Here is a 20398-nt window from a genome sequence, read left to right as displayed (position 1 = left end):
GTGTTAGGCGTGTTCGGCGTGTTCGGGGTGTTCGGGGTGTTCCCGCCACCGCCCGGGGTGTTCGGGGTGTTAGGCGTGTTCGGCGTGTTCGGCGTGTTCGGGGTGTTCCCGCCACCGCCCGGGGTGTTCGGGGTGTTAGGCGTGTTCGGCGTGTTCGGGGTATTAGCGCCGCCGCCCGGGGTGTTCGGCGTGTTCGGGGTATTGGGCGTGTTCGGGGTGTCCGCTGTGACCGTCATCTGGGGGGCCGGGGCGGCCGTCGCCGTGGCCGGCAGCGCGATTCCTCCTCCAGCCAGGGCAGCAGAGGCGGCGGCCAGCATGATCTTGCGGGAAATCTTCATCATTGGTGTTTCTCCATTCGGGTCGCGGGGGTTACTGAAAACCACTCCGCCAGCAGTTGCGGTAATCCGTCGGCCTCGTTTTTCCTCCGGTGTTTCCCGGTGAGGACCTGCTTCAAATAAACCCGATGGGAGGAGGGGGGTCATGTCACATGAGTTCGGGACTTGACACCAGAAACCGATATTGGTAAACGGGGGCAGGGCTCGGGCCAAGAATCCCCTCGTGGTGGCCTCGCGGAGCCTCTCGTACGCGTCTGGCTGCCCACCGTCCCGTCCGGTGCGACCGGTTGCCGGCAACCCGTGCCGATCATTGCCGCCCGCCCCCGACATGGCCTGGCAATCGCTCCCCTCCTCCTTTCAGCGGGGGAACGTGCCGGAGCCGGTTGGCCACGGCGGCACAGCGGGCCAGGTCGATCGAGACCCGTGCGGCCGGCACCCCCCGCGGCCTGCCGCTGGCGCGGGCGATCGGCGACGTCCTCGCGGCCCCGGGTGGCGAGCGAGCCGCATCCTGAGGTGGTTCGAGCCCACCGCCTGCCTGCGAAGCTCACCAGCCCCGGGGATGCGACCACTGCGGTGCCATCGCCGTGACCGACCAAACCCTGCCCGGCCCCTGGCCCCCAAGGGGGGGCACGGTGCGTCGTCCGAGTCGATTCGGCGACATCCCGGGGGTGGAGTGCCGCTCGCCTCCGTCGCCGTAACGAATCAGATGCGTTCCGCGATCGCCACAGGTCGGCGCGGCTGATCCGGTCGGCGAACCGGCGGACCCGGTCCGCGACGGGTTCGTACATGGCCAAAGAACGGGCATGGTGCGGCAGCGATACGCCGTGCCGAAGTACGAACGCTCTACGCGGAAACCACATCCCGATGCGCTCTAGCCTGTGGCTGCCGGCCGAGACGCCGGGACCCCGAGAACCGGCCCGGTGGCGAGTGGGCGGACGTCAGCCCGTTTTCCACGGCCGGAGCTTCTCGGGGTTGAGCACGGCCCAGATCCGTCGGATCCGGCCGTCCGCGATGTCGAACGCGTACACCGACACGACGACCCCGTCCAGGTGGGCCGCCAGACCGGCCTGGCCGTTGACCGTGCACTCCATGAGCGTCAGCCGGCCCGGGCGGGTGCGGCCGGCGAAGAAGTGGGCGATGCGCTCGGCGCCCTCGATCGGGTGGAGTGCGGCCGTGACGCGTCCGCCGCCGTCCCCGACGGCAGTGGCGTCGGAGTCGAGAAGGCCGATGAGGGCGTTGATGTCCTTGGCCTCCCACGCCTGCTTGAATTCCCTGACCACGCGGGCGCGCTGGGCCGTCGGCGACACAGGAGCCCGCGAGGCGTCGATGCGGCGGCGGGCCGAGGACGCCAACTGGCGGCAGGCCGCCGGGCTGCGGCCGACGATGTCGGCCACTTCGGAGAAGGGGTAGCGGAAGACGTCGTGGAGGACGAACGCCACGCGTTCGGCCGGGGTCATCGATTCGAGCACGACGAGGAAGGCCATGCTCACCGACTCGTCGAGCACGATGCGGTCGGCCGGATCGGCCGTGCTGCCGTCCGTCGCGCCGGCGGGCCACTCGGTGCGCGCGGGGAGCGGCTCGGGGACCCATTCCCCCACGTAACGCTCCCGCCTGACCCGTGCCGAGCGGAGCACGTCGAGGCAGATGCGGCCGACGACCTTGGTCAGCCAGCCGCCGGGGGACGCCACCGCCTCCTGCTGCTGCCGGGACATCGCGAACCAGCGGGCGTACGTTTCCTGGACGACGTCCTCGGCCTCGGCGAGGGAGCCCAGCATCCGGTAGGCGAGGTTGGTCAGCTGGCGCCGTTCACCAGTGATCGCGCCCGTGATCGGGTCCAGCCGGCCGTCTTCCGGCGCGGTCGAAATGCTCGTCATGGTCTCGCGGCTCCCTCGATCGGACCTTTCCTCGCCTGTACGACGGGACAGCGCCCCGAAATGTGAGATCGGCGCCCCGCCTCACATTCCGCCCGGCCGTCTCGTCGTACCCCACAACGGAACGCGACGGGGGAGCAGACGGAGGCACACCGGCACGGAAGGCAGCCCCCATCAGACACGCCGTACCGAAGGAGTGCGCGATGACCACCCACGAGTCCGAGATCCGGGCGCTCCTGGCGAGCCGCCTGACCCGGGCCCGGGAGGGCGGCCGCGGCGGCCGCCCTCCCGCCTTCGAGCTCCAGGTCCACGAGGCGGCGGTCCCGGCCCTGCTGCGCCCCAACGTCGTGGAACGCTGCTTCGACCGCCTTGGGCAATGGCGCCGAACCATGACTCTCCACGTCGCGTCGCTCCCCCGGCCCGCACGGGCGAGCCGGACGTGGACCGGAGCGCTGCCGCGCTCGGTCGTTTTCACCTGTCCGAGCGCCGGTGTCAGGCTGCGCGGCGGCGCCTGAGGGCGTAGAAGGTGATGCCCCCGAGCAGGAGGACCCCGGCGCCGACACCGGCCAGCAGCGCGAGCTTGCCCACGGGTGAGTCGTCGTCCTCGGCGGCAGCCGTCGTGCCGCTGGTCCCGCCCTGTTCGCCGTTCCCGTTCGCACCGGACGTCGAGGGACCCAGGGCGGCGTCGTCACCGAAGAAGAACACCGGGCCGTTGCCGGAGCGCGGTGTGCCGGAGACGTCCACGGTCAGTGAAACGGGTAGGACGATGCCCTTCGCCTTGTTGTCCGGCTCGGCGACCTGCGCCTGGATGTAGTACGTGCCGGGCACGTCGTATCCCTTGGAATCGGGGGTCTTGGCGTCGCCCTGCTCGGTGATCTCCCAAGGCCCGCAGACCCGCTCGAAGTGCCCCGTCCTGCCCGCGAAGAGCTCGGTCGCGCGGTGGTCCTCGTTGCACGGTGTCGACTGACGCTGGGCGTTGTAGACGGTGACGCCCAAACCGCTGGTGGCGGAGTTGGGGAAGTCGGTCGGGATGTCGACACCGGCCTTGACCGTCAACTTCTGGCCCGCCTTCAGCTCCACCCGCCAGAAGGGTGCCTCACCGACGGCGATGGACTGCCGGTGGGTGCCCGGTCCGATCGGGGTGGCGCTGTTGAAGGAGAAGCCGCCCTCGGCGGCGGCCCCGGTGCGGGGCTCCGGAGTCCGCGCGCCGGCCCCCCGGGTCGTCCCGTCGGCGATGCCGACGAGAAGCTCGACGGGCATCGGCTTGTCGCCGGACCGGGTCACCTGGTTCTCGACCACGATGCAGCCGGTGTCGTCCGGCGCGGCCGCCTCGTTGCCCGCTCCGGGCTTGCTGCGGCCTCCGGTGGAGACGACGTTCGCCCATCCCATCGACTGCGCGAACTCACGGAGCCAGCCGCGGGGTTTGCCGTTGCCAGGAGGGCCGGCGGAGACGGCGATGATGGAGCCGCGCCCGTACCCCTCTTCGGCGACGGCGGTGGCGCTCACCTGGAGCCGCTGGTCCGGCCGCTTCTTGACCTTGTAGTAGAGGTCGCGCCCCCCGGTGAACTCGTCCAGGTACTGGCCCGGCGCGACCAGCGGAGCGTCCTGGCAGCCGTTGAGGGAGCCCTCGACCGGCTTTCCGGTGGCCTGGTAGATCCGCCACGCCTTGCGGAAGAGGGTGCCCAGATTGTCGGTCAGCGAGTCGGCGTCGTCGGCGTCCGCGTATGATCCGCCGGTCACGTCGGCGATGCACTTCAGCTGCGCACGTGCCGAGGAGGGCGTACGGAACCCGATCACGTCCACGGCGAGGTCGATGCCCTGCGCCTTGAGCTCTCGGGCCACCTCGCACGGAGGCGGCGGTGCACAGGTGTCGTCACCGTCCGAGACCAGGACGATGCGGCGCTTGCCGGTCGGGCCGAGGTCCTTGGCGGCTTCGCGGAGGGAGACGCCGATCGGTGTGAACCCGACCGCCTTGAAGTCCGCGACCCGCTTCTTGGCGTCGGCACGCGCCGCCCGGTCCATCCGAGTGACCGGCAGGACCTGCTGCGTGTCGGCGCAGCCTTGGGTCTTGTCCTGTCCGGGATACGTGGCGCCGTAGACGCGCAGTCCCAGCGGGGCCTGTTCGGGGGCGGTCTCGATGATCCGGGTGACCGCCTGCTTGGCGGCGGCCAGGCGGGTCTGGCCGCCGGCGTCGTTCTCGTTCATCGACCCGGACAGGTCGAGAACCAGGTCGATCCGGGCAGGCTCCGGAGCCCCGGGTGCTGCGGGGGAGGCGCTCGCGGTCGCCGCCGGCGACAGGAGCCCGCCGAGCATCAGCACGGGAACGGCGGCGAGCAGCACGCGTCGTCGGCGTGGTCTCGGATACATGAAGGTGATCTCCAGGAGGTTCGTCTGTCGGCCCTTGGCACGTGTCGGTCGGGGAACGGGCGCTCGGTGGCGGTGGGACGTGTTCCCGGGACCGGGCACCAGCGGAGCGGACGTCATGCCGGCCGGACCTGCGGGTCCTGCGGGCTCCAGGCGGTCCGAACCGCTGTGCTGGGCAATGCGCCCCACGGCGTGGGTGGGGTGGCTCCGGAGGTGAGTATTCCGCCGTGTGATCATCTTTTCCAGGGTCTGTGAGTGCAGATAATTGGGCCGAAAAACCCGGCTGCTGCCGGGCTCAGCCCGAGTGGAAGGTGCCGGATGAACCTGTCGGCCAGTGACCGGGGCCGCCTCAAGGAGATCCTTCGGGCGCGCCGAGCCGCGATCGACCCCGTGGAAATGGGGTTTCCCAAGCGGGGGCCCGGTCCCGGTCGGCGGGCTGCCGGTCTGAGCCAGGAGCAGATGGACGTGCTGCTCACGCGCACCCCGGGCACGTACAACCGGTTCGAGAACGGTCAGCTCGCCAGCCCCGGTGCTGATCTCCTCACCGCAGTCGCGCGGACGCTGCAGCTGAACGAGCAGGAGTGGGCGTTCCTGTGGCTGATCACCCGCAGGGAGAGCCCACCCCATGCCCTGCACGGCGACTCGGGGACGTCCATAGCCGGAGCGTGGCAGCGGGTCACCAACCACATCCACGGTGCGTTGGCGTACGTCAACGACGCCGAATGGAACGTCGTCGTCCACAACGAGGACTTCCGGCTCCTCTTCCCCCGCGGACAAGCCCCCGCGAACATCATGCGCTGGATGCTCCTGGACCCCGAGGCCCGCACCGACGTCCTGATGCACTGGGAAACCCACTGGGTGCCGGCCATGATGCCCCACCTGAAGCACAGCGTGGAGCTACGCCCGGACAACCTGGCGCTCGGTCGCCTCGCGTACGACGTCCTCAACGACCCCGTGACCGGACCGCTCTACCGCGAACATGCTGCGGCACCCATCCCCTACTTCGACGGCTCCGAGCTTCCCGTCCGCCACGCCGTTCACGGACCCGGCCGACTCACGACCTGCCTCGCCGAACCCGTCACGGCCCCCGGAGCCCGCATCAACCTCAGCTTCTACACACCCGGAGACCACGCTCCAGTGCTACCAGTGGAGCAAGGAACGTCCCTCAGTGTGCCGGGGGGCACCTCGTCAGTGATCAGCCGTGTGTGAGGCTGTACACGGGCTCATACTGCGATGGCCCGACGATGTCCGTGTCAACGGGGGAAAAGATGCGCATTGGGGTGTACCTCGCACACCCGCGGCCGGGAAGCTTCAACCACGCGGTTCACGACGCCGTTGTGGAGGAGCTGCGCGGGCGGGGGGCCACGGTTTTGGCGCATGACCTGTGCGCTGAAGGGTTCACACCGTTGCTCTCCGCCGAGGAGACGGGAACGGTCGAGGCAGCGGCACGCGCCGACGACGCGCAGGTGGCTCTGCACCGGAGAGAGGTGGCCTCACTCGATGCCATGGTGTTCGTCCACCCGAACTGGTGGGGCATGCCGCCCGCTGTCCTCACGGGCTGGGTGCAGCGCGTACTTGCGCCCGGCGTCGCCTACAAGCTGGGTACCGCGGAGGGCGAACCGGCTGGGCTCCTGAAGGCGGGCAGGGCTCTCGTGCTGAACACTTCCGACACGCCCGCCGACCGGGAAGAGAGCGAGTTCGGCGACCCCCTGGAGAGGATCTGGGCGGCATGTGTCCTGCCGTACGTGGGAGTTTCCGATGTGCGCCGGGTCGTCTTCCGAACCGTCACCGACTCGGCCGAGGAGGAACGCGTGGCCTGGCTGGCCCAGGCACGCCAGCAGGCAGCCGCACTCTTGACCTGAAACGGCAGCCGGGCTCCGTGGACGTCCTCACGTACGGGGCTGTGCAGCTGCACGCGTACGCACTTCGAGGCTCGTGGGGCGAACGACGGGCGTCAGCGCGGGGACGAGCGCCCGCCCCAGCCTTAGCACTCTGACAGCGGAGCCGTGATGACCAGGTCCTCGTCCAGCTTCGCGACCACGGCCGGGGCGAGGGCCGGAACGTATTGGGCAGCCCACTGTTCGACGGAAGTCAAGAAACCAGCGAGTTCGTTCTGAACGGACCCCAGCAGTGCCGGAAGCTGAGCCCGAGGTATGTCGATGGGGAGCCCCTCCGGCCGGTCCGCGTCCGGCCACAGCCGGACGCCCTCCCCGACGTGCTCGACGCGTGGTGCGGGGCTGTGCCCGAGCCACGGCATTTCGCCGTTCATCAGATCGAGCCAGTCCCGCCAGTTCTCGATGCCGAAGCAGCAACCGGGTGGTGCGGTGACTCCGGTGGCGGTGTCCCGGATCCTCAAGCCACCCGGAGCGACGACGCGCTCAACCGTCAGCAATCGGCGAACCCGTTCCGCGCTGTGGGCGGCGGCGTGGGCCCCGCTGTCGTCATGTCCCTCGTCGTAGTCGGTGAGGATCGCCATGGCAGTGCCGACCTCTCGGGGCGACAGCTGGCCGGACAGGGCCAGGAGACGGTCTGCGGGCGCGTCGGCGACGGGCCACAGGGCGAAGTCGGCGGCTACGTAGGTTTCCAGCACGGCATCCATGATCAGCACGTCCCCCAGTGTGACCCGCCGGCTCAGACGGTGCCTGACATTTCCCGGAGCCTGCCACCAGGTGGTCGTACGTCTTTCCGGCCTCGTGGTGGGCGTTCGGGACCTGCCAGGACGGCCGGCACCTCGGCTGGGGCCGGGGGACATGCGCGTCATGATGGCCTCGCTCGCCGCGGTCAGCGGTGGTCGGGGTTCAGCAGCGCGGCTGCCGCGGCGACGAAGGCCATGGACGCTTCCTTGGCCGCACGCCGCAGGGCGTCCAGCTCGGCGCGGTCAGTGGCATTGCGCAGGGCGTACGTGGCATCCGCGGCCTGCTGGGCGGGACCCGCCAACCCGGGGACCAGAACCTGGAGGCGGACGTGGGGCACGGTGATCGCCGTCCGGGTGTCGTGGGACTTGGTCTGGGCCTCCAGCTGGTGCTCGGTGCCGGCCCTGATCAAGGCCAAGCGCTCCCGGTGGAACATCGCCGAGCGGTGGGCGTCCAGGGCGGCCGCGAATTCGGTGACGGCGCCGAGCTGGTCCTGGCGGTGGGTATCGGCGCGCTGCTCAGCGCGTGCGGTGATGGCGGCGCGGTGCTGCAGGAGTCCGGCGGTCAGGGCGCCGGCCAGGGTGCCGATCACGGCAACGATCGAAGGCCACATGGACATGGGGGTTGGGTCCTCTCCGGATGAAGGTCGCAATGGTTGATGGAGCCAGGGCAGGGTGGTGGCCATGACGGGCAGCAGGAAGCCGAGGACCGCCGCGGTGGTGTCCGTCGGCCCCGGCAGTCGGCCCCCGCACCGTCGTGTGCGAATGGGACGGCTTCCGCGGGCGGGCGGGGCTCGGCCCTAGGTGTGCCATCTCATGACATTCGTTCCTCGCGGTCAGGCTCGGCGGCGTAGGACGTGAGGCGATCGGCGAGCGCGATGACGAGGTCGCGGAGTTCATCGGGGCGCTCGATGACGAACGGCCGGTCGAGTGAGGCGAGTACCGGGGGCAACCAGTCGAGCCGCTCCGCCCGCAGCTCGACGCGCAGCCAGCGCTCGGTAGCGCGGTCCTCGCCGGCCGGGGACTCGTGCTCCTCCAGGCTCGCGACGCTGGCCGGAAGGTGGGCGCGGATCTGCTCAACTGTCCCGTGGATCCGCAAGGTCACCTCATGCTGGTACTCGGCCGTGGCGAACCCTGACAACACGCGCTGTTCCGGACCGGGACCCACTGGCGCTTCGAATGAGCCGGGCAGGGTCCGCGCGTCTGCGATGCGATCGAGCCGGAAGGTTCGGTCCTCGCCGATCTGGGCGTCCTTGCCCGTGACGTACCACCGGCCCGCATGGGCGACGATCCCGTACGCGTGCAGCGTGCGTTCGCTGCGCCGTCCGTCACGGTCGGTGTAGCGGATCGAGACCGGTCGGTGGTGGCGCACCGCATCGGCGATCGTGAGCAGGACCCCGGCGTCCGGGGTGTCGAACTCGCCGGGCTGCTCCGTGAAGGCAAGAGCTTCCAGGAGTGTGTCGAGCCGACGGGCGATGTGCTTGGGCAGCACCCGCCGGATCTTCGCCGACGCCGTCTCGCTTGCCGTGCGCTCCGTCGTCGTCAACCCTGCTCGACGGCCCGCCACCAGGCCGAGCAGCACGGCCAGCGCCTCGTCGTCGCTGAGCATGAGCGGAGGCAGGCGGTAGCCGGGAGCCAGCCGGTACCCGCCGTAGCGGCCGCGCACCGATTCCACGGGCACGTCGAGGTCGATCAGTTGGTCCACATACCGGCGCACGGTGCGCCCTTCGACGCCGAGCCGGTCGGCGAGTTCGGCCACCGTCCGGGTGCCGCCCGACTGCAGCAGCTCCAGGAGTCTCAGCACGCGGCCGGTTGGTCGAGGCATGTTGGCAGCCTAACGCGAATACAGGACCGATTCTGTCCACTATTCCTCCTAGCCTGCGACGAGCACGCGTCCAGCACAGCCAAGGAGATTCCCATGGACTTCGTCTCGATCCGCATCATCACCAGCGACGTCGCACGCCTCGTCGACTTCTACGAGCGAGCCACGGGGGCGCGGGCGACGTGGGCCACCGAGGACTTCGCCGAACTCCGGACCGCGGGCGCCACCCTCGCGATCGCCGGCACCCGCACCGTCCCGCTGTTCGCCCCGGGCTCTGCCCGCCCGGCGGACAACCACAGCGTGATCACCGAGTTCCTCGTCGACGACGTGGACCGCGTTCACCAGAACCTGACCGGCTTCGTCACCGACTTCGTCAACGAGCCCACCACGATGCCCTGGGGCAACCGGTCGCTGCTGTTCCGCGACCCGGACGGCAACCTCGTCAACTTCTTCACCCCCGTCACCCCGGCGGCCATCGAAAAGTTCGCACGCTGACGCCACGCACAGCCGCTCACGCGGGAGCCCTGAGATCCCAGGGCTCCCGGTGAACGCGGCCGCCGGGTCCAGGAGCGCCACCAGCAGGGGACATCGGAACGCACCGCTGACCCCCGAAGGTCGTCTGCGCTTGTGTCTGCGGGGCGACGCGGGACGTCCGATCGCGCACGTCGCTGCGGAAGCCGGGATCTCCCGCCGCTGCCTGGCGAAGTGGTACGCCCGCTGGCGCGCGCACGGCGAGAACGGACTGCTCGACCACTCCTCCCGTCCCGCCACCAGTCCCGCCCGCACCCCCGAGGACATCGCCGACCTGGTGGAGGCGCTGCGGCGGCAGACCAAGCACGGACCAGCCCGGCTCGCCGCCGACCCACAGCGACTGCACGGCGTCACACTCGCGCCGGCGACCGTGCACCGCCTCCTGGTGGGGCGAGGACTCAACCGGCTCCGGGACCTGGATCCACGACCGGCGAGCAGCTGCGCGAGGTCATCCGCTACGAGCACGACAGGGTCGGCGACCTGGTCCACGTCGACATCAAGGAGCTCGGACGCATCCCGACCGGCGGCGGCTGACGGATGCACGGCGTCGGCACCGAGTCCGCTGGATCGGCTGCGCACCCATCAGGACTCCCCCACTCGGCTTGCAGTTCCGAGTCTGCCCTGAGACGGCCTCCGGGGTCGACCCGCTCCGGTGTAGAACCCCGTCGGTTCCGTGAGCAGCGGCAGTCCCCCGAAGAGCCAACTGCGACGGCTGTGAGGAGCAAGGCGGAAATCAGCTCCGCGCCTTCAGCGCGGCCGGCTCCGTTGTCGGTTCCGGGCGTAGAGAGCCCTGACCTCCGTTGGTCTGCGGTACGGAGGTCAGGGCTCGGAGGGAGGTGGGGATCAGATCGTGACGCAGATCCCGTCTTCGATCGTTCGGCCATCGCGCTCCAGGCCACCGCACACGAGTTTCGCACCCGCCTGCTCGTAGCCCACCTCCCACCGGTGGCTCGCGGCGTTGACCTTCGAGGAGTGGAAGTCGCCCCAGTAGGAGCGGAGCGTGCCGGGGAGACCGTCCTTGGTCCTGACGGTGATGTCCTGGACGAACCGGTTGTGGTGCGCCGTCATGACGCAGATGTACTTGCCGCACTGCCCGTGTACTTCGGCACTGGCCGGCGTGGCAGCAAGCAGGGGGAGGACGCAGGCCGCAAACAGCGCGGCGACGTTCTTGATACGTGGCATGACCGGTAAACGATCAAGGGGAGGAACAGGTGCGGGCCTACCGTCCATCGGGTGGGTGGGCAGCGGTGCAGCACCGGGAGGGCTGCTGAGCTCACCCACCGCACCGATGGCCGGAGGGGGACCACACGGGTCCACCCGCGGGAAACGGCTCCGCGGCCGTGCTTCATGCCCGCTCCGTACCGAGGTAGTGCTCCTCGGTCAGGAAGCCAGGTTGCGGCGGGCCGAGACGGCGTGCCGCTTCCACGCACCGCGCGTCATCGTGGAGAGCGAGCCCGTGCACGGCGGCGACCTGGACCTGGCGGTCCGTATCGTCCAGCAGAGCGGCCATGGCTTCGGCGAGGACGGGATCGCGGTCCTTGCCCTGGCCGACCGTGAGGCAGGCGTCCCGCCGTACCGCCGTATCCGTGTCCGTCATCAGCACCAGGAGTGCCTCACGAACCACATCCGAGAATGCAGGCAGCTCGGACCACGTACCGAACCCCCGCGCCACCGCGCCCCTCACCCGGGCATCGGGATGGCTGGCGTAGGGCAGGAGGGCCGCATCGGCGCGCGGATCGGCATGCTCACCGACATTGACGGGCGATGGGCTGCTGTGTGCAGGGCTATGGCGGTCAAGGTCGCCCAGTCCTACGCGGCAGCGAATCCTGGCACCGCCTGATCGCAGAAGTGAGCACTCTCCTACCGCGCGTCTCACCTGCGGCCGAAGCATCGCCGCTAGCATCGATGAGGTGCATTCCGGAGTCGTTTTTGCGCTGGGCGTCGTGGGGGCGCTGGCGCCGGAGATCGTCCGGCTCTACGGAATCCGCGAGGATCCGGCGCGCTTCACGTGGTCCTGGTTCTACGTGGTGGTGTCGGTGGCCTTCGCGGCGCTCGGCGGAGTGCTGGCCTTGCTGATGCCCGCCACCTCGTACTGGGGCGCCCTGTACATCGGGGTCTCCACTCCCGTGCTCGTCAACACGCTGGTGCGCAAGGGCCGCCAGGAGGTCCAACCGGACCTGCGGTCCGGTCCCGTCGCCCCCACGCCGCACGGTGGCGCTCCCATGCGGTACGGCCCGGTCGATTCGTACCTGAACTCGCTGTAGCGCGGACCTCGGCGCAGTCCAAGAGCCGCTCGGCGCCTTCGCCAGGGAGCCCCTACGGACCCCACGACCGGCGGCGGCGAACAGCACCTCATCAGGCGCGTCCTGCGCGCCGCCGCCCTGCGGCCGGACCTTCGGCGGACGGCGGACGGCGGGATCAGCGGCTGCAGCGACCCCCATGGCCACACGGGGGCACGGCGGGTTCTCAGGGGATCCGCCACTGCTGGGCCTTGTTACCGGAAACGCAGGGGACGACCGTCAGCTGCTGGCCGGAGCCGTTGGCCGTCAGGCAGCCGCCCTGGAAGGCGATGTCCTTGATGTAGTACGCGTTCGAGGACGGGACCCGCTCCAGGTTCCACCACAGCCCTCCGCCGGCTCCGCCGAGCTCGACGCGCACGGTGTCGCCGAAGTGGGTCAGGGCACGGGCGAGGGGGGCGCCGCTCGGCGAGCAGACCCGGAAGCTTTCGTAGCTGCTCCGCTCGTACACCCAACCGAAGGCCGTGGTGCCGCCCATCACCACCTTCGTTCCCGACGCCTGGCTGGAGGAGCCCAGGCCGACCTTGAGGCCGTCGCCGACGTTGGTGATGGCACCCCAGACGCCTCCTCCGCAACCCTGGGGCGGGGTCGAACCGGAGCCGCCGCCCGCGCCGCCGGACGGGCTTCCGCTGCCGGACGGGCTGCCGCCGCCCGAGGGGCTGCCGCCGGACGGGGTGCCGCCCGAGGGGCTGCCGCCGCCGTTCGGCGAACCGCCGGCGGCGTTCTGCGTCGGGCCGGTCACCTGTCCCCCGCCGGGGCCGCCGGGGGCCGTGCCCGTGCCGCCGCCCTGCCCGGCGGTGGGGTCCTGGGCCGGCGGCGTGGCGGCGGAACCGGGCGAAGCGGGCTGGTTGCCGTCGGGGCCCGTGGTGCCTGGCGGCGGGAGAGCGCTGCCGGGACCCTGGGCGGACACCGAGGCGGAGGGCTGCGCGCCCGCGCCCCGCGCCTCGGAGTCCCGCGCCCAGGGCGCCACCTGCAGGACGGTGACCGCCACCGTGACGGTCACCGTCACCGACACGGCGACCGGTACGACGACGCCCGTGGGAACCCGCAGCCGCTGCCACCACTTCCGCCCGCCCGCCGGCTCGGCCGGAGCCGGCGCGGGTCCGGCGACGACCGGGCCCGCCGGCGCGTCGAGCTCGCCCAGCGGCCGGCCGGCCGCCGCCCTGCGGGCCGCCGCGGCCATGACCGAGGCGTCGGCGTACCGCTCCTCGGGCTTCTTGGCCAGCGCCCGGGCGACGAACGCGCGTACCGGGCCGGGGAACTCGCCGGGGAGGTCGGGCGCGGGCTCCCGGACGTGCTTGAGCGCGATCTCGATCACCGAGTCACCGGTGAACGGCGGCTCTCCGGTGAGCAGTTCGTAGCAGACGACGCCCGTGGAGTAGAGGTCGGAGGCGGCGATGGCGCCGTGGCCCTCCGCCTGCTCGGGCGCCATGTACAGGGCGGTGCCGAGCACCGCGTGGGAGTCGGTGATGCTGGTGGTGGCCGCGCTGGAACGGGCGATGCCGAAATCGGTGACGGTGACCCGCCCGTCCTCGGACACCATCAGGTTCGACGGCTTGATGTCGCGGTGGGTCACTCCGCTCAGATGTGCGGCGTGCAGGGCCTCCAGGGCCTGTGCCGCGATGTCGAGCACCTGCTCGGTCGGGAGCGGTCCGGACCGGGCGCGGACCTCGCCGAGGGTCCGGCCCTCGATGAGTTCCATGACGATGTAGGCGACCCGCTCGCCCGACGGCAGCGGGCTCTCGCCGTAGTCGTGGACGTCGACGATGCCGGGGTGGCTGAGCGAGGCGAGGACGGTGGCCTCGCGCCGGAACCGGGCGGCGAAGCCGGGGGCGTCGAGCAGTGCGGGCAGCAGGACCTTCACCGCGACCTGCCGCCTGAGCACCCCGTCGTCGGCGCGCCACACCTCGCCCATTCCCCCGCCGCCGATCCGCTCGGTCAGCGTGTACCGGTCCCCGAGGACCGTGCCCCGTCCCCACATGCGTGCTCCCCCGCGATGCCAGCTGCTCGGTGCTCGTACAAGTGCAGTCCGGCACAGGGTACTTGGGTCCTGGCGGGCGCCGGGACGGGCGGGACCGCGGGCGCTCAACCGCCGTCCGCGGCCGGCCGTGGACCTGGAGCGGTTCCGCGTCGATGCGGCTCGTCCGGGCCCGAGGGGGGCCGGCGGCGACGGAGCCAGAACGGCGTGTCCCATCGGCGTTCGGTCCGGTAGCAGGCTGCGCGGGCGTGCAGGAACTCGGTGTGGACCTCGGTGACCTGACCGGCGTAGCGGCGGATCGCTTCGTCGTCGCCGCGGGCGTTCGCGGTGAGCGCGTCGGCGGCGGCCATGCCGGTCGAGAGCGCGGAGGTGATGCCGCGGGCGGCGACTGGGTCGGTGGCGGTGGCCGCATCGCCCACCGCCACCCATCCGGGGCCGGCGGCAGGCAGCGTACGGGACGTGCCCGCACGGAGCACGGCGAGTCGTTCCGGCGGCCGCGTCCGCGCGGGCAGCCGGGCGCCGATGTGCCGGCTGCGGCCGAGTGCGGCCCACCATCCGTCCGGTGTCCGCAGTCCCGCCTCCCGGACGAGGTCGGCGTCGGTGACCGCCATGACGACGAGCTGTCCCGAGGGCAGGGGCGCGGTGTACCACCAGCCGAAGGGCGTGGACTCGATGAGTGAGGTGTGCTCGGTCGCGTTCTCGTGCGTGGCGCTCCCGCCGCCCCCTTGACCGGTGTTCGGCAGGAGGGCGGTGACGGCCACGAGGTGGTCGGTGTGGACCAGCCGTGCGCCGGTCCGCCGGGCGAGACGGGCACGCGCCCCCGTGGCGTCGACGACGTACGGTGCGGTGATCTCGGCCCCGGACACGGTCGCCCGCCAGTGGTTCCCGGCGCGGGTCAGGTGGGTGACGCTGCCCGGGCGGTGGCGCACGCCGGCGTCCCGGGCCGCCGCGCGCAACGAGGCGTCGAACCGCCGCCGGTCGAGGTGCCAGCCCGGGCCGTAGGGGCTGCGGACGAAATCTGATGCGGTCAGTGTGGCTCGGCCCCAGGCGGAACGGTTGCCGTAGTACGGCAGGTGGCCGTCCGTGCCGACCCGGTCGAGGACCCCGAGGCGTTCCAGCAGGGGGCGCGCCGACGGGGCCAGGCTCTCTCCCACCCGCCACCCGGGCGGGGCATCCGGGTGGACGAGGACGACCTCGGCGCCGGAGTGGGCGAGGGTGAGGGCGGCGGCCGCCCCTGCCGGCCCGCCACCGGCCACGAGGACGTCCGCGCCGGCATCGTGTCCGCTCAGTGGATTCCGCCCATGCCGTGGATGCGCATGCGCAGCGGGCTGTCGGCTTCGGCCACCGGCTGGGGCGTCGACAGGCTGACCCTGCTGACCGGAACCTGCTGGTCGGGCAGCGGGCAGCCGGCCTCGACCCACTCGTCGACGATGTCCTGGGGAGTGCCGGTGACGGGCAGGTCGTCCACGAGGGCGGGCCTTTCGACCGACGCGAAGAACGCGCGTACGAAGTCCGTGGCGCCCCGGGTGCCGCCTCCCGCGTGGACCGCAGACTCCTCACCCGACCCGCTGCGGGCACGGTTGGCGGGATGGGCGACAGCGGCCAGCAGCGCCTCCGTCGGCTGCAGGGACCACCAGGCGGCCGGCCGCTCCACCACGTGCTCCGGGTTGCCCGGCTGCGGCCCCACCACGGCACCCGCTTCGGAGAGGAAGCCGTCCGGTCGGGCACGCATGGCGTCCGTGAGGAGGACCATCGACTCCAGCGGGGAGAAAGTGCGGGGCGGGGACGGCGGTCGGCCGAGCGAGTCGATCCACTCCCGCCACACTCCGGTCTCCTCCTCGTCGAAGACCTTGTACATGGGGCCGTTCCAGTTGAACAGCTCGAAGAGCTTGCTGCGCTTGTGGTCTCCGGGGGTGACCCAGTCGGAAGTGCTGAGGGTCCGCAGCAGCCCCTGCGGGTCGGCGAACCAGTCGTTCAGATAGCTGTCGCCGAGCATCGTCCCGTCGTGGTTGCGCGCGGCCCAGCGCGCCCTGTCCTCGATCATCTTGATCAGCCGCTGTTCGGCGGTGGGCGGTTGGAGCACGGTCGAGGCGAGGTCCTCGCCCAGGGTTCCCGTGGTCTGGAACGCCACGTAGCCGTTCCAGATGCGCTGCCACTGGCGCTGGACCGCGTCGTCGCCCCCGTCGGCGTACATCTGGTCGAGGTAGAGCATGACGGCGTCGCGCGCGAGCGCGCCGTGTCCTTGAGCCGCGTTGTCGATGCCGATGTGCATGCGGTAGAAGCGCGAGTCGATCTGGTGGTGGTCCAGCAGATCGGCCATGGGCACCACGTCCAGGATCTCCCACTCCAAGTACAGCGTCATGCCGAGGAGCTCGGGGAAGAACTCTTCGGGGTACAGGGAGATGGCCAGTTCGAACGCGGGGACGGTGTACGCCGAGTCGAGGAGCTCGGGCCGGGTGGAGAAGGCGTGGGAGTCCACCGGCGGCAGGAAGATGCCCAGTTGCTCCAGCAGGTTCTGGTACAGGCTGGAGTGGTTCAGCGCCGGGTTGCCGTCGCCGACCTCCTCCTTCCAGATGGTGAACAGCAGGGCGTGGACGTCGTCGATCGGCTTCGCCGGGGTGATGTTGCGGAGCCAGACACCGTCGAGCAGGTTGAACGGGGCCATCTGGCGGACGCGTTCGACGACCGACTCGCGGGTGCGGAAGAGCCGTTCCTTGAGCGGATCGGCGGCGTCGTAGACCTCCGCCTCCTGGGCGAGCTGCGTGTAGATGAGGTCGAGCCGCTCCTCCAGGTTCTCCCGGGTGTAGCGGAAGGGCCGCAGCGTCTGCGGTGCATGGGGGCTGTTCTGGGTGACCACGGCGTCGGCGAGGACCTTCCGGACGTATTCACGGGCGGCCTTGACCTGCTCCGGGAACCGGTCCGGATGTTGCAGCGTGTAGAACCATTCGCGGTCACTGAGCCCGACGTGAGCGGAGCGTTCGGTCTCGACCAGGGCACGGCTGCCGTCCGGGGCCCGGCGGGGAACCACGAAGCCCAGCCGGCTCCACTGCTCGACCATGTCGTTGTCACCGGCGTGCTCGCGGATCAGCTTCCACCGCTCGGCCACGCGGTTGCGGTACGAGCCTTCGCTTTGGTCTGCTTTTCGCTCCACTTTCGGCTGGTAGATCACCTGTTCCCCGACCCCGCGGGCCCACGGCTGGCGGAACGGGAAATGCCCGGCGCTGACCTCGCTCTGGTCACCAGCAGCGCGGACCAGTGCGAGGAAGTGGGATTCGGGGTACACGTCGTCGGGCCGCTGGGCGGGCCACCAGTGGGTGTGGCACTCGTAGAAGTCGGCCTGCCAGGGCAGGGCCATGTGCTTCGTCAGATCGCCCGGTGCGAAGTCCTCGCGGACCCTGAACGGCCCGGACCAGGTCTGCGGCTGCTGGACGACGTACGTCGCCTCGATGCCGGGATAGAACGGGCCCCCCGAGCAGGCCTCCAGGGCCGCCTGCACCAGGGCGTGTGGTTCCCGTGCCAGGTCCGGCTCCTCGGGTTCCGGAGCCCGGCCCGTCCAGTCGGCGGTGAAATCGCCCTCGGCCCAGCGACGCATCCGCTCGTACTGGCCCGGCAGCAACGTCATCCACGTCCGGGGGCGGCCGTCCACCGGGTCCCCGTCGTCGCCGGCGAGCTGCGGCATGTAGACGGAGGTGGCTTCCGCGACGTTCGGCTCCGGGCTGCGCAGGCGCTCGAAGACACCCTTGCGCAGCTCCTTGCTGTCGGGCGAGTTGGAGGCCAGGCGCGCGAGCGTCGCCGGGGCGGTGAAATGGCCGGCCTCGCCCTCACCGTGGCCCCGCAGCGCGGCGGCGTTGACCCACCGGTAGTCGCTGATGCGCTGCAGGATCGGGTAGATGTGCCGGGTGAACGAGACCTGCTCCTCCTGCCCGTACCCCTGAGCCTCGGCGATCACGTCGTAGAGGGTCACGAGATTCGTGGTGTGGGGGGAGAAATCGGGCGGTCCGACGACCACCCACGCGGACCGCGCCTCGACCGTTCGGCTCGTGCTGCCGTCACCGCCCCCAGCGCCGCGCAGTGTCACTGTGGCGGCCACCGGGCCGTCCGACACGTCGTCGAACCAGCCGTCGTTGTTGGCGTAGTGGGTGATCGGATTCTCCGTCACGGTCGTCCCGGAGTGGCCGAAGCCGCCGAGGACCAGGAGCCGCCCCTTGTCGTCGGTGCGGAGCTCCCCGAGCGGCACCGGCCTGTCGAGGAAGGTCCCCGTGTCGAACCGGGCCTTTCCTCCGTCCTGGGAAGGACCGGTCACGGTCCGGGGGCCCGGTTTGATGACGAGCCGCGCGCGTTCCCGGGGGTCGTTGACATCGATCCCCTGATTGCGGCGGTTGCGCGGGTCCCGGTCGCCGGTCACCGCTGCTGCGGTGGCCGTCCCACCCGGCGTGGTCTCCGGCGCGCCGTGGAAGCGGCCGAGGAACTTGAACCAGTCGGCCTTGGAGTTCGCGAGCTCGACCGTCCACGAGATCCTGGCGTCGTCCGACGTCAGCTCACCCAGGACGTTGCCGTCCTTGTCGTAGCCGTACACCCGGAATCGGGCCGCCTGCCGCTTCACCCGCCCGGCGGTGTCCTTGAAACCGCCGTCGGGCTCGGGCGGGACTCCCGGCCGCTCGGGGCCGATGAAGAACTCGGTGGGGCTGTTGCCCACGCGAGCAATGCCGATGGCCGGATGGACCTCACAGCTGACCACGTCGTCGAGATTCACAGATACCCGCCTCGCCTTCGCTTCCGAAGCCCGCAAGGCAAGGATGGGACAAAGGCGGTGCGAGATCACGGACCGTCACCTGTAGGGCGTGGTGCGGGTACCCGGCGGCCGGTGCTCGACCGGCCGTCAGGCGGTCAGGCGGTCAGGCGGTCAGGCGGTCCCAGCCTTCGTGTTCAGGTGCGCCCGAGCACGCTGCCGGTGCTCGGTGCGCGCGATCTCCAGAAGGCGCCGCCAAGACGTCACCATGGGCCGGCGTCGCAAGAGAGCTCGCCGCTCCCGCTCGGTCATGCCGCCCCAGACGCCGTACTCGATCCGGTTGTCCAAGGCTTGTGCAAGGCACTCGAGCCTCACCGCGCAGTCGGTGCACACGGCTTTCGCGGTGTTCTGGGCCGCCCCGTCGACGAACAAGTCGTCCGGATCTGCATTGCGGCATGCCGCCCGTCCATGCCACGTCTGAGCGTCGTCACCCACGCCGGCGCCGTCCTTCCTCTTGTTCCCGCCCGTGTCGTTCGACCCATACACGCAGCGAGCGGCACGGTCGTTCAACGCGCACGCCATTCGCCCGCGACCGACCGCAGGCGGCGGGGGACCTCGGACCGGGCTGGTGGCGTCCGAGCGGACCACCCCGCGCAACCCTCGGGACGTGCGTGAAACCATGTCCATGTCGTGTGAGGTGTGCGGCATGAGAAGATCACACTGGGGGTGCTCGTGGGTTCCAACATCGATGAATGCGGCCGACCGTGGACGTCTTCGGGTGGCGGACCGATCATCGTGGTTCCGGCAGAGACCACCGAGCACTGGCGGGGAACGCTGCCTCCCGTGGGTGTCCAGGTTCCCGAGGGCTGGACCTGGGGCGCTGCGGGCGGGCCGGAGTGCGACTATGACCGGGCGTGCGATCCGCCCGTTTCCGAGACGACGCCGTTCGGCGGCTTCGGATGGGTCGATGTGCAAGGGCGTCCTGCTCTTGTCCTTGACGGCGAAACGGTCACGTGGTTCGAAGCGGACTGCGAGGGCGGGACCCTCGTGCGCTCGTCGATCGACGAAACCGAAGACGATCCCAAGAGGATCTCCGAGAGTAACTGGCGCTCCATCGGAGTGGATGTCATCTCGCTGGCCGACGGCCGCCTTTACATGTTCGATTCCGCCTATCCCGGGGCCGCCGATCCGGAGCGGATTGACGCGGACAGCGGCGTAGGAGTCATCGAGCTGGGTCCCGGACGCTGGAAGGTCGATTTCGCCACGAATGCGAACGAGATCGATTTCGTGCGATTCCGTCCCGCCCCCAGCGAGTAGCCGGTCCTCGGCTGCCGGCTGGCGGCACTGGCGAACACGGCCGGCCACTTCCTTAGCCGTTCAGCACTTCCGAAAAGTATGCTTTTACGTCCCCGCTGTTGCGGGTGTTGCGCATGTGGTCGGATTCCAGCGAATAGGGAGGCCTGCAGATTCGCTTGACGGCGCGTGTCGCACCTTGCACGCCTCGAACGCACTACGGCCCGGATCGGCCACGCCATTGTGATGATCCGTTTGTGCTGCGTAGCTTAAGCGAGCGGAAAAGCGGTCTCCGGATCGGGAAACCGCCGCATGCGCATGCACGCCGTAAACCATCGAAGCGAAAAGGAGTTCGACCATGACGTATGAGCGCCCCACCCTCACCAAGGCCGGCAGCTTCCGCAAGGTGACCGGGATCAAGAACACGGGGCCCAAGGACGTCCTCGGCGGCAAGCAGCTCCTCTGATGTGAGGGCCCGGCCGCGCCGCTGAACCCGCGGCCGGGCCACCGGGTGGCGGCCCCCGCCGCCACCCGGCCACCGGGTTT

20 protein-coding genes are annotated in these 20398 nt (G+C 70.6%); 9 read left to right on the top strand and 11 right to left on the bottom strand.

The annotated features are described in order from the left end of the window. Positions 1-441, top strand: a 441-nt coding sequence (locus tag ACFV7Q_RS32930) for a hypothetical protein (protein ID WP_385434190.1), incomplete at its 5' end; no start/stop codon positions are given. An 832-nt stretch (positions 442-1273) separates the two neighbouring features. Here the strand turns inward: ACFV7Q_RS32930 and sigJ are convergent. Next, positions 1274-2209, bottom strand: coding sequence for an RNA polymerase sigma factor SigJ (sigJ, locus tag ACFV7Q_RS32925; RefSeq protein WP_385434188.1), 936 nt, complete (start codon positions 2207-2209; stop codon positions 1274-1276). 200 nt (positions 2210-2409) lie between these two features. On the opposite strand from sigJ, the gene ACFV7Q_RS32920 reads away from it, so the two are divergent. After that, positions 2410-2721, top strand: a complete 312-nt coding sequence (locus tag ACFV7Q_RS32920; protein ID WP_385434186.1) for a hypothetical protein — start codon at positions 2410-2412, stop codon at positions 2719-2721. Here ACFV7Q_RS32920 and ACFV7Q_RS32915 read toward each other — a convergent pair. Further along, entirely contained in the window at positions 2699-4573 is a 1875-nt protein-coding gene (locus tag ACFV7Q_RS32915; RefSeq protein WP_385434184.1) for a VWA domain-containing protein, read from the bottom strand. The genes ACFV7Q_RS32920 and ACFV7Q_RS32915 overlap by 23 nt on opposite strands. A 315-nt stretch (positions 4574-4888) precedes the next feature. Here ACFV7Q_RS32915 and ACFV7Q_RS32910 point away from each other — a divergent pair, with 315 nt between their 5' ends. Beyond that, positions 4889-5779, top strand: coding sequence for a helix-turn-helix domain-containing protein (locus tag ACFV7Q_RS32910; protein ID WP_385434182.1), 891 nt, complete (start codon positions 4889-4891; stop codon positions 5777-5779). 35 nt (positions 5780-5814) lie between these two features. Next, a complete protein-coding gene (locus ACFV7Q_RS32905) occupies positions 5815-6432 on the top strand; it encodes an NAD(P)H-dependent oxidoreductase (RefSeq protein ID WP_385434180.1) in 618 nt (205 codons plus the stop codon). A gap of 122 nt (positions 6433-6554) precedes the next feature. On the opposite strand, the gene ACFV7Q_RS32900 is transcribed toward ACFV7Q_RS32905, so the two are convergent. From ACFV7Q_RS32900 to ACFV7Q_RS32890, 3 genes are all read right to left on the bottom strand, one after another. Further along, positions 6555-7169 carry a hypothetical protein gene (locus ACFV7Q_RS32900; RefSeq protein ID WP_385434194.1) on the bottom strand — a complete coding sequence of 205 codons (615 nt, stop codon included), beginning with the start codon at positions 7167-7169 and terminating at the stop codon, positions 6555-6557. 182 nt (positions 7170-7351) lie between these two features. Further along, a complete protein-coding gene (locus ACFV7Q_RS32895) occupies positions 7352-7822 on the bottom strand; it encodes a hypothetical protein (protein ID WP_385434178.1) in 471 nt (156 codons plus the stop codon). Between the two features lie 194 nt (positions 7823-8016). Then, complete coding sequence (locus ACFV7Q_RS32890; RefSeq protein ID WP_385434176.1) at positions 8017-9027, bottom strand: helix-turn-helix transcriptional regulator; 1011 nt, start codon at positions 9025-9027, stop codon at positions 8017-8019. A 93-nt stretch (positions 9028-9120) separates the two neighbouring features. Between ACFV7Q_RS32890 and ACFV7Q_RS32885 the strand changes: the two genes are divergently transcribed. Next, the gene (locus ACFV7Q_RS32885; RefSeq protein WP_202198637.1) at positions 9121-9519 is read left to right on the top strand and encodes a VOC family protein; all 399 of its coding nucleotides are present in this window, start codon (positions 9121-9123) and stop codon (positions 9517-9519) included. A gap of 49 nt (positions 9520-9568) precedes the next feature. Further along, positions 9569-10180, top strand: coding sequence for a helix-turn-helix domain-containing protein (locus ACFV7Q_RS32880; protein ID WP_385434174.1), 612 nt, complete (start codon positions 9569-9571; stop codon positions 10178-10180). Between the two features lie 218 nt (positions 10181-10398). Here ACFV7Q_RS32880 and ACFV7Q_RS32875 read toward each other — a convergent pair whose 3' ends face one another. Together ACFV7Q_RS32875 and ACFV7Q_RS32870 are read right to left on the bottom strand one after the other, a co-directional pair. Beyond that, positions 10399-10737, bottom strand: a complete 339-nt coding sequence (locus ACFV7Q_RS32875) for a hypothetical protein (RefSeq protein WP_385434172.1) — start codon at positions 10735-10737, stop codon at positions 10399-10401. 163 nt (positions 10738-10900) lie between these two features. Next, a complete protein-coding gene (locus tag ACFV7Q_RS32870; protein WP_385434170.1) occupies positions 10901-11446 on the bottom strand; it encodes a HEAT repeat domain-containing protein in 546 nt (181 codons plus the stop codon). Between the two features lie 19 nt (positions 11447-11465). Between ACFV7Q_RS32870 and ACFV7Q_RS32865 the strand changes: the two genes are divergently transcribed. Next, a complete protein-coding gene (locus tag ACFV7Q_RS32865) occupies positions 11466-11819 on the top strand; it encodes a hypothetical protein (protein ID WP_385434167.1) in 354 nt (117 codons plus the stop codon). A 202-nt stretch (positions 11820-12021) separates the two neighbouring features. Here ACFV7Q_RS32865 and ACFV7Q_RS32860 read toward each other — a convergent pair whose 3' ends face one another. The 4 genes from ACFV7Q_RS32860 to ACFV7Q_RS32845 all read right to left on the bottom strand — a co-directional run bounded on the left by ACFV7Q_RS32860 (position 12022) and on the right by ACFV7Q_RS32845 (position 19141). After that, positions 12022-13833 (bottom strand): protein kinase, encoded by a 1812-nt coding sequence (locus tag ACFV7Q_RS32860; RefSeq protein WP_385434165.1) that lies wholly within the window; start codon positions 13831-13833, stop codon positions 12022-12024. 104 nt (positions 13834-13937) lie between these two features. Continuing rightward, a complete protein-coding gene (locus tag ACFV7Q_RS32855) occupies positions 13938-15086 on the bottom strand; it encodes an NAD(P)/FAD-dependent oxidoreductase (protein WP_385434163.1) in 1149 nt (382 codons plus the stop codon). A 29-nt stretch (positions 15087-15115) separates the two neighbouring features. Beyond that, entirely contained in the window at positions 15116-18583 is a 3468-nt protein-coding gene (locus ACFV7Q_RS32850) for a LodA/GoxA family CTQ-dependent oxidase (protein WP_385434161.1), read from the bottom strand. A gap of 150 nt (positions 18584-18733) precedes the next feature. Then, positions 18734-19141, bottom strand: coding sequence for a WhiB family transcriptional regulator (locus ACFV7Q_RS32845; RefSeq protein ID WP_385434192.1), 408 nt, complete (start codon positions 19139-19141; stop codon positions 18734-18736). A 150-nt stretch (positions 19142-19291) separates the two neighbouring features. Here ACFV7Q_RS32845 and ACFV7Q_RS32840 point away from each other — a divergent pair, with 150 nt between their 5' ends. Together ACFV7Q_RS32840 and ACFV7Q_RS32835 are read left to right on the top strand one after the other, a co-directional pair. Beyond that, positions 19292-19876, top strand: a complete 585-nt coding sequence (locus tag ACFV7Q_RS32840; RefSeq protein WP_385434159.1) for an Imm21 family immunity protein — start codon at positions 19292-19294, stop codon at positions 19874-19876. Between the two features lie 334 nt (positions 19877-20210). Further along, a complete protein-coding gene (locus ACFV7Q_RS32835) occupies positions 20211-20318 on the top strand; it encodes a keywimysin-related RiPP (RefSeq protein WP_158688462.1) in 108 nt (35 codons plus the stop codon). Positions 20319-20398 lie beyond the last annotated feature (80 nt).

It is taken from the genome of Streptomyces sp. NPDC059851, assembly GCF_042732005.1.
Lineage (GTDB): Bacteria > Actinomycetota > Actinomycetes > Streptomycetales > Streptomycetaceae > Streptomyces.
Note: the sequence above shows the minus strand (reverse complement) of the source record. Positions and strands in the feature narration are given on the sequence as shown.